The 12,425-nt window shown below is 48.4% G+C and carries 10 protein-coding genes and 2 pseudogenes; 6 read left to right on the top strand and 6 right to left on the bottom strand.

Annotation, left to right across the window (positions count from 1 at the left end; all coding sequences use genetic code 11):
* Positions 1 to 26 precede the first annotated feature (26 nt).
* The 5 genes from QUB14_RS05130 (at position 27) to QUB14_RS05110 (ending at position 6,725) form a co-directional block, all read left to right on the top strand.
* A complete protein-coding gene (locus tag QUB14_RS05130; RefSeq protein WP_190660384.1) occupies positions 27 to 1,121 on the top strand; it encodes a type IV pilus twitching motility protein PilT in 1,095 nt (364 codons plus the stop codon).
* Positions 1,122 to 1,215: 94 nt separating this feature from the next.
* Entirely contained in the window at positions 1,216 to 2,343 is a 1,128-nt protein-coding gene (locus tag QUB14_RS05125; RefSeq protein WP_333215432.1) for a type II secretion system F family protein, read from the top strand.
* Between the two features lie 245 nt (positions 2,344 to 2,588).
* Positions 2,589 to 3,203, top strand: coding sequence for a hypothetical protein (locus QUB14_RS05120; RefSeq protein WP_190660379.1), 615 nt, complete (start codon positions 2,589 to 2,591; stop codon positions 3,201 to 3,203).
* Between the two features lie 616 nt (positions 3,204 to 3,819).
* A complete protein-coding gene (locus QUB14_RS05115) occupies positions 3,820 to 5,478 on the top strand; it encodes an ABC transporter substrate-binding protein (RefSeq protein WP_333297103.1) in 1,659 nt (552 codons plus the stop codon).
* Positions 5,479 to 5,714: 236 nt separating this feature from the next.
* The gene (locus QUB14_RS05110; protein WP_333215436.1) at positions 5,715 to 6,725 is read left to right on the top strand and encodes an ABC transporter permease; all 1,011 of its coding nucleotides are present in this window, start codon (positions 5,715 to 5,717) and stop codon (positions 6,723 to 6,725) included.
* An 11-nt stretch (positions 6,726 to 6,736) separates the two neighbouring features.
* Here the strand turns inward: QUB14_RS05110 and QUB14_RS05105 are convergent, their stop codons facing one another.
* Together QUB14_RS05105 and QUB14_RS05100 are read right to left on the bottom strand one after the other, a co-directional pair.
* Entirely contained in the window at positions 6,737 to 7,147 is a 411-nt protein-coding gene (locus QUB14_RS05105; protein ID WP_333215438.1) for a hypothetical protein, read from the bottom strand.
* Positions 7,148 to 7,251: 104 nt separating this feature from the next.
* Positions 7,252 to 7,561, bottom strand: a pseudogene (locus QUB14_RS05100) (IS1634 family transposase); the annotation flags it as partial.
* A gap of 365 nt (positions 7,562 to 7,926) precedes the next feature.
* Here QUB14_RS05100 and QUB14_RS05095 point away from each other — a divergent pair.
* Positions 7,927 to 8,289 (top strand): hypothetical protein, encoded by a 363-nt coding sequence (locus QUB14_RS05095; protein WP_333215439.1) that lies wholly within the window; start codon positions 7,927 to 7,929, stop codon positions 8,287 to 8,289.
* Positions 8,290 to 8,325: 36 nt separating this feature from the next.
* On the opposite strand, the gene QUB14_RS05090 is transcribed toward QUB14_RS05095, so the two are convergent.
* The 4 genes and pseudogenes from QUB14_RS05090 to QUB14_RS05075 form a co-directional block, all read right to left on the bottom strand.
* On the bottom strand, positions 8,326 to 9,501 hold the full coding sequence (locus tag QUB14_RS05090; RefSeq protein ID WP_333215441.1) for a hypothetical protein: 1,176 nt from the start codon (positions 9,499 to 9,501) through the stop codon (positions 8,326 to 8,328).
* Between the two features lie 25 nt (positions 9,502 to 9,526).
* Positions 9,527 to 9,676, bottom strand: a pseudogene (locus tag QUB14_RS28705) (chloramphenicol acetyltransferase); the annotation flags it as partial.
* A 418-nt stretch (positions 9,677 to 10,094) separates the two neighbouring features.
* Positions 10,095 to 10,667 (bottom strand): acyltransferase, encoded by a 573-nt coding sequence (locus QUB14_RS05080; protein ID WP_333215445.1) that lies wholly within the window; start codon positions 10,665 to 10,667, stop codon positions 10,095 to 10,097.
* Positions 10,664 to 12,424: an ABC transporter ATP-binding protein gene (locus tag QUB14_RS05075; protein WP_333215447.1), complete on the bottom strand. Its 1,761-nt coding sequence runs from the start codon at positions 12,422 to 12,424 to the stop codon at positions 10,664 to 10,666. Before QUB14_RS05075 ends, QUB14_RS05080 begins: the two co-directional genes overlap by 4 nt.
* Position 12,425 lies beyond the last annotated feature (1 nt).

Here is a 12,425-nt window from a genome sequence, read left to right as displayed (position 1 = left end):
ATCAATTCGATCGAGGAGAGGTATCTATGGGTCTGATGATTGAAGACGTACTGGAGTCCCTGGTAGAGCAAGGGGGTTCGGACATACACATCCAAGCGGGCGCGCCTATATTCTTCCGAGTCAGCGGTAAACTAACTCCTCAGACGCAATACGGCGACATTCTGTCTGCTGAGGAAGTGCAGATCCTAATTTTCCAAATGCTCAACAATATGCAGCGCAAGCAGTTGGAAATGGAGTGGGAACTCGACTGCGCTTACGGGGTTCGGGGATTGGCTCGGTTCCGCGTCAATGTCTACCGGGAGCGGGGTGCTTGGGCTGCTTGTATGCGGGCTCTGGCTTCTAAGATTCCTAATGCAGATGCTTTAGGCGTGCCGCAAATTTTGCGGGATCTGACGGAAAGACCCAGGGGTATGCTGTTGGTGACGGGACAAACGGGTTCCGGGAAAACTACTACGATGGCGGCTTTGTTGGATCTGGTCAACCGGACGCGGGCGGAACACATTCTCACAGTTGAAGATCCGATCGAATACGTGTTTCCTAATATCAAGAGTTTGTTTCACCAGCGCCAAAAGGGCGAAGATACTAAGAGCTTTGCTAATGCGCTGAAAGCAGCTTTGCGCGAAGATCCTGATGTAATTCTGGTGGGGGAAATGCGGGACTTGGAAACCATCGGTCTGGCAATTTCGGCTGCAGAAACGGGTCACATGGTGATGGGAACGCTGCACACTAATTCGGCGGCTGCAACGATCGATCGGATTTTGGACGTGTTCCCCCCCATTCAACAACCCCAGGTTCGCGCCCAGGTGTCTAACTCTTTGGTGGGAATTTGCAGCCAAAATTTGGTAATAAAAGTTGGGGGCGGCCGCTGCTGCGCTATGGAAATCATGGTGAATACTCCAGCTATGGCTAACTTGATCCGGGAGGGCAAAACTCCAATGATTTACTCCCAAATCCAAATGGGGGCAAAATTGGGCATGAGGACGATGGAAATGGCCCTCGCTGAACTTTACAAGAGCGGTAAAGTCACTTGGGAATCGGCAATGGCCAAGGCTTCTAAGGCTGACGAACTCGAACGCTTGATCGGCCCGGCACCTGTTGGCGCCAAGGTAGGAGCTCATTAATTCAGTCGGCAGTCATTAGTCAGGAGTCGGCCGACTGAATTAATGACTGATGACTGATGAGTCATAAATTTTAATAAATTTTCAGAGGTGAGCTGTGGCTACCAACGTTATCCGCCAAAAACCGAAAGGTGGCTTTGATTTCAGTAAAATTCAGGAGCAAATCGAGTATAACCTTACCAGTCTTACTGTTAAGGATATGGCTATTTTTGCTCGTCAGTTTGCGGCTATGTTTAATGCAGGGGTGGCGATCGTTAGATGCCTTTCCGTGCTGCACGAGCAGTGTTCTAATGCTAAGCTGAAGCGAGCGCTCAGGAGCATGAATGCTGACGTGCAGGAGGGGATAAACTTGGCAGAGGCGATGACTAAGTTTCCTGATGTTTTTGACCAACTGTTTATCAGTATGGTGGCGGCGGGAGAAGTCGGGGGGGTGCTAGATGAAACCCTAGACCGTCTGGCGGTGATGATGGAAAAAAATCACAAGACGGAGGCTGAAATTAATTCGGCGATGTCTTATCCTAAGACTGTGTTTTCCATCGCGATCGTGATTTTTTTCGCAATGACCATATTCTTGCTACCAACTTTCGCTAAAATCTTTAAGGATATTGGTGCAGATTTGCCGGCTTTTACGGTGTTTATGTTGGCAATTAGTGCATTTTGTACAGCTTGGCCTCCCATTCAACAAATAACAGTTATTGGGGTAATTATAGCGCTAAAAATTGCCTTCGATATGTACTACAAAACTCCCATAGGTCGCCTACAAATTGATAGGATTGCGATGAAATTGCCGATTTTTGGAGATTTGATCGAAAAATCTGCTGTGGCTCGGTTTTGCGTGATATTTGGGTCGCTGACGCGATCGGGCGTGCCGATTCTCAATTCTTTGGAAATTGTGCGAGATGTGGCGGGGAATCAGGCGATATCTAATGCGATCGAATATGCGAGACAGGAAATTCAAAGCGGCGGCATGATCAGTATTGCTTTGCAAGAACAAGCTGTTTTTCCGTCTTTGGCCATCCAAATGATGGCTATTGGCGAGGAGACAGGGGAACTTGACAAGATGCTGATGAAAGTTGGCGCTTTCTACGAAACGGAAGTTGAAGAAGCAGTAAAAGGACTTACCAGTATGCTAGAACCTCTGATGATTGTGGTCGTCGGTGGTATCGTAGGTTCGATTTTGCTATCGATGTATCTGCCGATGTTCGCAGTGTTCCAGAAGCTGTAAAAAAGGGGTACTTAGTTATTAGTTATTAGTTAGTAGCAATTAACGCATGACCAATGACTATTCCAATCGTTCCCAGGCTCTGCCTGGGAATGCCTTTGGAGGAGGCACAGCCTCGATTTAAAGGAGAAAATAATTTGGAGGCTCAGCCTCCAAATCTTAATTACCAGGGTCTTCCTGGTAACGAGAAGCGATCACTCAGGAATTAGCAGCAATTAATTAGTAATTACTTATTCTTTTGTTTGAAAATGTCTGTTAAACAATCACATTACGAGGCTTTACTAGCAGAGTACAGCGAATCTTCCGCCGCGATCGCCCTGCTGAAAAAATATCGCGTTTACATGGAAATGATTCCGAGTATCCGCCGCGCCCATGATAGTTTAATCACAATTCCTTTGCCAATTGCGCGCTTGCGGGACGGAGTTTCTTATGCGGGAAGGGGCGGCACTAGCATATCGCCGGGGCAGGCAGTTTGTTTGCCCTGCGATTTGGCGATTTTGATGTGCGATCCTGAATGGAAAGTTAAAATAGGAGTGGAAATTTTGATTTTCATTCATCGTCCGGGCGAAGAGTTTTCTGAGTTGCTCGGCCGCTGGCGGCAGTCTCAGGTTTGGCTGGATAAAGGTTACGAATGGGTGATGCCCTACCGCTACAGCCATATTTACAGCGATGAAGCTGAGGCTGTTCATCCGCTATTTGTTTTGTTTGACGAAACGCCGGAACTGATTCAACGGGGTTTGATGGCTGCTGGTTTGCCGTTTGTGGTGGAAAGTTTCGACTCTGAGATTGAGGAAGTAGAGGAGGAAGAGTTTCTGGGTAGCGGGGAACTGGGAAGTATTGGTGAAGAGAGTTTTGATTTGTAGGGTGGGTGCGATCGCATATAGCAATCCTATTGCTTGATGTAAAGTAGATTTTTTTCAACGAACCGTAGAGGGCGCTCTTGGCGCAGAGAAAGAGAAAATATAGAAATATTGATGTTTGCGAATCCCGAATCGGGTTGTTATATGCAGATATTCAAAGATATTTTGGGTGTGAAAAGGAATGTTTATGCTCCACAGGTAGATCACATTTCAAAGAATCGAATTAATCGATCGCTTTGTCATTTGTGACCCGCCCAAAAACGGAGACGAGCCCCCGACGTGGTGGAGAGATTAAAATTTGAGACTCTTGTTCAAGCTCCAAAATCCATCTGTGGAGTAAATCTAAAATCTACAATCTACAATGGAATAACCCCTATAGCTTGGCAACAAACGTTGGCTTTCATGCTGGTTGCGTAGCCTAATGTAAAGGTGTAAGTTGAGATTTTTCCATCGATTATGATATCACCATCACATTTTATTTGCTGTGTTCATTTTATTGTATTTTAATATAAAATTTACTAAATGAACCGCAGAGAACGCAGAGGCGGGAGAGGGGGGGAGAATGAGCCAATTATAAATTTATATGAGTACAATTTTTTATTAAACCGGAGCTATTGAGATGAGATTGTTAAAATCCTGGCGTTTAGTTTTATTAGGTCTAGTTTTTGGGATGGCTGTAATTTTATCAAATTGCGGCACTCCTTCAAACACGGTTAGCAATAATTCTCCAACTGGGCCAACTCCTGCTGCGGTTCCGGCTGGGGCTTTAGTTTACGGTGCGGGCGGGCCGCCGGTCAATCTGGAACCGGGAAATATTACTGATGGCAATTCGGTGGTTGTTATCGACCAAATTTACAATCGCTTGACTGATTTCAAACCGGGAACTGTGGAACTTGAACCGAGTCTGGCTACTGAATGGTCAAGTTCTAAAGATGGTAAAACTTGGACTTTTAAGTTGCGTTCCGGGGTAAAGTTTCACGACGGCACGGATTTTGATGCGGAAGCTGTTAAGTTTAATGTAGAGCGCTGGTGGGATGCCAAAAATCCTAACGGTTTTCGAGAAGCGGGCAAGAATTATCCGATTTGGAAAGATTTTTTTGGCGGGTTTAAGGGAGAAAAAGATTCTTTAGTAAAAGATGTGGCAGTTGTTGATAAGTCTACAATTAAATTTGTTTTGAATCGACCTTTTGCTGCTTTTCCGTCGGCGATAGGGTCCGCTTATTTTGGGATGGCGAGTCCGGCGGCGGTGAAAAAAGCGGGTGCTAAGTACGGCACTCCGGGGTCGCTGGCGGTGGGTACGGGGCCTTTTGTGTTTAAGGAATGGCGATCGGGCGATCGCATTGTTTTGGAGAAAAATCCTAATTATTGGAAAACTGGCACGCCAAAAGTCAATCAATTGGTAATTCGCTTTGTTGACGATCCGGCGGCGAGACTGGCTCAGTTGAGAGCAGGACAACTTGATTTTACTGTGGATTTAACGCCGGATCAATTGAAAGAGGTTCAAGCAGATCCTAATTTAGAAGCTGTGGTGCGACCTTCTTTTAATGTCGGTTATTTAGGGTTAAATCCGAGTTACGAACCTTTGTCAAAACCGGAAGTCAGGCGGGCGATTGCCCAAACAATTAACAAGCCAGCAATAGTCAAAGCTTTCTGGGGAGAACTCGGAAAACATGATTCGCAATTTATCCCGCCTGCGCTGAATTGGGCGGGGTCTGATAAAGTTAAAGATTATGAATTTAACCCGCAGCAAGCTAAAGCAATGCTCGCGAAAGCCGGTTATCCGAACGGTTTTGATTTGGATTTGTGGTATATGCCCGTCAGCCGTCCCTATTTTCCCACGCCGAAGCCGATTGCTGAGGCTTTTGCGGCGGATTTGAGCGCGATCGGGATTCGGGTAAAATTGCTGACAAAGGATTGGTCTGCTTATTTAGCCGATCGGGTAAAACCTCCCGGATTTCAAGCTTTTATGATGGGTTGGATTGGAGATTACGGCGATCCAGACAATTTTTATTATCCTCACTTCGGGCCTGGTTCCACGGGGGATTTGGGAAATTGGAAAAATCCGAAAGTTCTGGAACTTTTGGATCGGGGGAGGGCCAGTGGCGATAAAGCAGCTAGGGCGAAAATTTATGCGGAAGTTAGCGAGATTTTGCATGGGGAAGCTGTGCGTTTGCCGATCGTACATTCGCAGCCGCTTTTAGGGAAACGCAAGAATATTCAAGGTTGGATTCCGAGTCCTTTGGGGTCTGAGTCTTTTGAGGATGTTAGTAAGTCTTGAAAATCGCGGAGAATGTGCGTTTCTAAGCACCCTACATTATACTTATTCTCATTGCGATCGGATTTTGCTTAAAGCTTTGCAATTGCTTTCCTTCGGAGCGCGAAAGCTAACACTCTCGCAATGACAAATAGTTTTATCGGATTTTAAGCACAATCGTAGGGTGCGTCAGCACACTAAAACTTTGGAAAATTTAACAAGTCTTCAAGCTGACGCACCCTACAAGCTAAAATAAAGCCATGTTTCAATATATTGTTAAACGTTTGCTGGGACTATTGCCAGTCCTTTTCGGAATCACTCTGCTAGTATTTATATTTTTGCATTTGATACCGGGAGACCCAGCTACAGTGCTTTTGGGAGAACGGGGAACTCCCGAACAGGTGGAAAATTTGAGAGCGAGATTAGGTTTGAATCAGCCTTTGCCTTTGCAATATTTGGCGTTTTTATGGAGTTTGCTGCGCTTTGATTTGGGAAATAGTATTATTAGCGGTATTCCGATAATTGATGAAATTAGAAGTCGGTGGCCTGCTACTTTTGAACTGTCTGTGGTGGCGATGTTGGTGGCACTGGTTATCGGAATTCCGGCCGGGATTTTGGCTGCTGTTCGGAAAAATAGCTGGCTGGACAATCTGGCGATGAGCGGTTCGTTAATTGGCGTATCTTTGCCAGTGTATTGGTTGGGATTGATGTTGATTTATTTGTTTGCTGTTTATCTGAAATGGCTGCCTCCTAGCGGGCGGATTAGTGTAGATTTGGGGTTTGGTTTTAAGTCGATTACGGGTGTTTATGTTTTGGATGCGTTGCTGAGGTGGGATTTGGCGGCTTTGCGGGATGCGATCACCCATTTAATCCTGCCCGCTTTGACTTTAGGAACTATTCCCCTGGCTATTATAGCTCGCATCACTCGTTCTGCGATGCTGGAAGTGCTTTCTCAAGATTACATCCGCACTGCGAGGGCTAAGGGATTGCCGGAATATTGGGTGATTTTGAAACACGCTTTGAAAAATGCGTTTTTGCCTATCGTCACAACTATAGGTTTGCAGTTCGGCACTCTTTTAGGTGGCGCTATTCTGACTGAAACGATTTTCTCGTGGCCGGGAATTGGTTCTTGGATTTATACGGGTATTCTGACGCGGGATTACCCAATTGTCCAAGGAGGAGTAATTTTTGTGGCTGTAACTTTTGTACTGATTAATCTGGCGGTTGATATTTCCTATGCTTTTTTCGATCCGAGAATTCAGTACCGTTAATGAAAAGGAAATTAGACACGAAATGCTTGTTTAACATCCGGCTGCAGCAGGTAGTAAATGCTAGCCACTGCAAAACCCAGAGTTAAAAAATTGACGGCTGTACCGCCGCTGCCAAACATTTTGACAATTTGCGTGAGGGTGGCGAGGATGTGGACAATTAACGTTCCCGTCCAAGCCCAATTTTTGAGTTGAAACAAACCCCAAGTTAAGAGTAAGGAGAGGAGACCTAAAATAAAACTGATCGCAGCAAAAATTCCAATGAAGCCCCCGATTACAGCCCCAATTTTTGCCCCGCCGAAAGCCGCACCGAGACCGCCAAAAATGCCTGCAAAAAGTAAGATGAACAAGCCGTCAAGGAGGCTGAATACGCCACTAATTAGCTGCAAGATTGCCAGAACTGTAACGCTTTGAGGACGATTCATTATTTTGATTTTCCATTTTTAACGAATTTGAAACATATTTTAACCCACATTGAGCAGGTAGCGATCGTCCGCGAGGAATTGTTCAACTAAAAGTGCATAGGATCTCAAGAGAGAAGGTAATATTGGCGGCAAGGAGCACCCAAGAACTGGAGAATCCCCAATCGCTCAGATGTCAAATTGGTAATCTGCTTGACACCATCAACCGTCAACAAATGAATCGACATGAAACATTTAAACACCCACCGAGCAAGTAAGTTTGGCCGTAGGCTTACCGACTTGATTCTCAATCGTCTGTTTAGCACGCTCGATAGCCTGACGAAGTGACCGTTGACCCAAACTATAAACCACCAAATACAAACCCATTAACATTGACCACAAAGCCACTCGTTCAGGAGTCTTGAGAAAGACAACAAATGGGAAGTCGTAAGCATCGCGGACAAAACCCAGACTGCGTACCACGAGTTCCATGATTAGTGTAGCCAGCACCGCTACCTTAACGATCGCCAGAAGCCGATCACGGATAATCGCCTCAGTGATCGCGTCTTCAATTAAGATGTTGACGCAGTTGGAAGTCTAACAACATAATGCGGACACCGTTATTCCACCCACTTGTCCCTGGCGCATCGCTTCCGGGCGACTGGTATCACGGCAGCATTCCTACCAACATTGAAGTGGGAGAGAACTCAGTGATCGATTCTTCCTTCTGCTTCAAGCACTACTACGCTGCTGGCTCTGTTGGTCTGCGTGTTGGGAGCAACGTCACGATCTGGCGTGCTTCCTTGGCTGTTGACGCCGATGCAGTCATTGAGATTGGTGATTATTGCTACATTGCCGATGCCTCCCTAGTTTGCTCCGCCCGCATCACTCTGGGTGCCCATGTCATGGTTGCAGGCGGAGTAACAATTGTGGATTCCGACTTTCATCCCATTGCTCCCGCTGCCCGGCTGATCGATACGATCGCTCTTTCTCCAATTGGCGATCGCCAACGCCGCCCTCCTATTGAAGTTCTTCCCGTAGTTATCCAGGACGACGTGTGGATCGGCTACAATGCAACCATCCTCAAAGGAGTACGGGTGGGAGCTGGTGTCGCGATCGCGCCCTCTCCAATGCCAACCCCGATCAAAGAGCAATCACCGAAATAAGTAGGTAGAAGAAATTAAACACAGCTGCGCGCCATTTTATAAATTTGCCCTTTGCATCAGACTAGAAATCACCTTCTCCGCTGCAAAATACTCTGTCGCTATCTCTCTGGCAGCAAGGCAATTCCCCTCGTAGTCGCTCTCAATAGCATCAATTGCTGTGAGGATGTCCTCCATTGTTGTGAATCCAAACAGCCCCCGCCCTGTAGGCAGGAACTTACTAAAACCTGTATCCTGAGTGATTACTGGTCGTCCGGCGGCGAGGTAACAGGCGCTGCGATCGCTAAACCAGCCAGTACGAGGACGGACATACTGGTCACGCGCTACGGTGAACTCACCACGAGCACCTTGGATGTAAGTTCGGTAGCGCTCAACGTCTTGTGATATACCTATTGAATCCACATGACGCCACCCATGCTTTTCAAGTAGTTGCTTTACCTCCTCGCTTACCAAAGTTGCTAACTCAAATGGCACCTGGCAGCGACTTGGGAGGTCGAGAACCTTCTCGAACTCACGGTCTTTTGTCCAATAATACGTATCGCCTTGATAGGAAATATTTTTATCCTTATTGTGCCAGGTGGTGATGGTATTATAGGCAGCTCCATCGCTCTTGTAGGGGTTGTCCCACAAATCTAGAACTATCGGTTGGCGTGTCGGTAGCCAGTGGAAGCGCTCTACGGGTAAACTGCAATCTGGTTCACCTAGGTTCTCGCCAAAGCTAAAGTGTGTATCGTGCGCTGACAGCTCAGCGATTGTTGCTTCATCGCCCTGCGATACCCAAACCTGGTAGGAAAAGGGATCTGACTCCACGTAAATGCGACGAGGACAGGTTAAGTGTTCTTCACGGATTTCTTGCGACCCAGTGACATTCAGGAATGCGTCCGCCTCCCGGTAAAGCTGTAATATCTGGTCTTCGGTCATTCCGTAGCACTGCCCACCGGGATAGTTGCCACGGAACGCCCATCGGTTCCTAAAGCCATGTGCCTCAAGAATTGGAACCATCGCCTCAATATTCCCGCTTGCATCACCCGAAAGGTCGTTGATTCGGGGGTCGTATATCCAGCAACTGGAGTCCTCTATATAGTATGGGTCATAGCCGAGCCGACGTAGCCCGATCAGGTAGTGGAGAAACTGATAGGTAACACCAGCCAGAGGGTACCAGAAGAAGATACCAAAGACAATGATTTTTCCCTTGGAAGGCTTTTTAGGCTCCATCGTTTTTGTCCTGCATTTCCAATTGTTTGATTAAGCGTGCAGGGTTGCCAGCGACGACACTGTAGGGCGGCACGTCTTGATTTACCACAGACCGCGCCCCAACGATCGCTCCCTCGCCAATAGTCACCCCTGGCAGCACGCAGGCATCAAAACCAATCCAAACGTTGCGCTCAATACGGATTGGTCGCGCCACAACCCCGGCGTCGATGCATCGGGGTAAACACTCTGACACTCGCTCCAGTTGACGCTGACGTTCTACGGGGTCAAATGGTAGTCGGTAGGTATCCATCAGCACAACGTTCCAGGAAATTAGGGTATAATCCCCAATTTCTATCTCGGCGTCACAGATAATCCTAGCTCCGTGGACAAGGGTATAGTTGCCCACCGTCACCTGCCCGTGCCGACCAACATCAAACATCGTTCCTAAATACGTGGAGGCACCACGACCGAGCGATACTCCCACTTGTGCCTCGCTGCGGTATAAGGAGAAACTGAAGCTAGTCTCAACGTAGGCGGTATCGTCGAGAACTACGTTCTCTGGAATCGTCCCCGGATACCAATCCCAGGGGAGAGTGCGTGTGGAATCCATGGCATTAGACGCTCCCGATAACTTGTGCCGGATTGCCGATGACTCTGGTGCGGGGCGGCACGTCTTTAGTTACCACCGCCCCAGCCTCCACGAAAGCCCCAGCCCCAATCCGAACTCCCTTCAGAATTGCGGCGTTCGGTCCGATCCAGGCGTTGTCCTCAATTACCACAGGTCGCCGTACAACCTCTGGTCGCCGTAAGCCCTTCCCCAGGGGTGAGCAGGCGATCGCATCGGCAATGCGATCGCTAGGTGCGATCGGATGAAAGTCCGTGTCCATGATGGTGGCATTCCATCCAATAACCACGTAGCTGCCGATGCAAAGTTCTAGCTCGCACAGCAGCACAGCATTTGTGAAGTAGCAGTAGTCGCCAATCTCAACCCGACCTTCCTGGCCAATGGCAAAATGAACGCCGTCCATCGTACAGTGCGCTCCAATCGTTAGCGCCGATTCTCTGCAACTGTGAAATCGCTTAAAAGCGAATTCACCCGTGATGACTGTATTGGAATTGACTTGAACGTTCGCCGGGAGTTCTCCGTTTGTCCAAAATCCCGGCTCGAAGTGTGCAATATCGCTCATCGTCTCCTCTGTTCATCTAGAGCTGCTGACACATCTGATGTCACAGTAAGCAGTCGTCCATTTTCGAGTACCAGCAGCTTGTCACAGCTTTCCAACGTACTCAGGCGGTGGGCAATCATAAAGGTGGTGCGGTTGTTCATCAGACGTTCCATCGCTTCCATAATCGCCGCTTCGGTTTTGGTATCGATTGAACTTGTAGGCTCGTCAAGGATGAGAATAGGAGCGTCCTTCAAAAAGGCGCGAGCCAGAGATATCCGCTGCCGCTGCCCACCTGAGAGCCGCATTCCACGCTCACCGACCAGAGTTTCATAGCCCTGTGGTAGGTTGAGGATGAACTCGTGGGCGTTGGCTGCCTCCGCCGCCGTTATAATATCTTGCTCACTGGCATCAGGGCGGGCGTAAGCGATGTTCTCGGCGATGCTGGTTGAGAAAAGCACCGGTTCTTGGAGAGCGATCGCAAACTGGTTACGTAAAGCAGCTAACTTGTAGTCGCGCAGATCAATGCCGTCTAGGAGGATTTGACCAGCAGTGGGATCATAAAAGCGGGTCAGCAAGTTGAGCAGGGTAGTCTTGCCTGCGCCTGTCTTCCCCGTTATACCCACGCGGGTGCCAGGAGTTACCTCAAAAGAGATATCCTCTAAAATTGGGTGACCCTGGTCGTAGGCGAAGGAAGCCTGGTAAAAGGTCACAGCACCCGCCGCACGAGAGATTGACCTGGTATATCTGCGTTCGACAACATCCGGCCTCTCGCCAAGAAGGCAGAAGGCTCGCTCAACACTGGCAAGGGAACGCTGCATCCCTGTGACTTGATCGCCAATGCTCATTAGGGGTATGTACAGTTGCGTCAGATAAGAATTTACCAGGAGCAAATCGCCCAGGCTTAAAATCCCTGTTTGGACGTGTTTCACGCCCATAAACAGAACAGCTGCTGTTCCTATTGCCATAGTCAGTGCCACGAGGCAGCTGAAAAAACTTTGGGCTAAGGAGACGCGAATCAGCGCCCAAATGCTTTTGCTGTAGTGATCGATGAAGCGGTCTTGTTCGTGATCCTCCCGACCAAACGCTTTTACCACACGAATTGCCCCCAGCACCTCCTGTACTACTGATAGAGCAGAGCTTTCCAGGTTTTTTGCCTCAGTCCACTGATGGCGCAGACGCTGGCTATAAACCTGTGTGAGTAGGAACAAAATGGGTGAAACACCGAGGGCGACTAAAGCAAGTTGCCAGTCGAGGCGCATGGTGACATAAGCCATCCCGACGAATGTGAAAACCGAGGTGATTAAGGGGATGAACCCGTTAATCATGATCCATTGGATGGCAGGGGCATCGTATTGGATGCGGTATGTGGAGTCGGTCGTACCCTTAGAATCGTGGTAAGACAGTGACAGACGCTGGACATGGCGGAAAAGCTGGGCGCGGAATTCTAGAACCATCTTTTCGCCGGTGAACGTCCCTAGTAACAAACTCCCAAACCCTTGAAGTTGGTTGAGCAGAGCGATCGCAACTACCAGCACGGCTGCGATCGCGAGTACAGCCGGATCGGAATGGGCGATCGCTGTTGGCAGCAGTGTATCCAGGAAGCCGGGAATTGGTTGGGAGCCGATAACATTGTCTACAGCAATCTTGAGCGGTAGCGGCATCAGCAGCGCCAGGGGCATTGACAGCATACTGAGCAGAAAGATGCCTGCAATGTGGAGCCAGTAGGGCCGTGTCTGGCGCAGCAGCTTTCGGTAGAGACGGAAATCACGTACAACCATG

Source organism: Microcoleus sp. B3-D2 (assembly GCF_036705345.1).
Classification (GTDB): Bacteria; Cyanobacteriota; Cyanobacteriia; order Cyanobacteriales; family Microcoleaceae; genus Microcoleus.
This window is presented reverse-complemented; position numbering and strand designations above follow the sequence as displayed.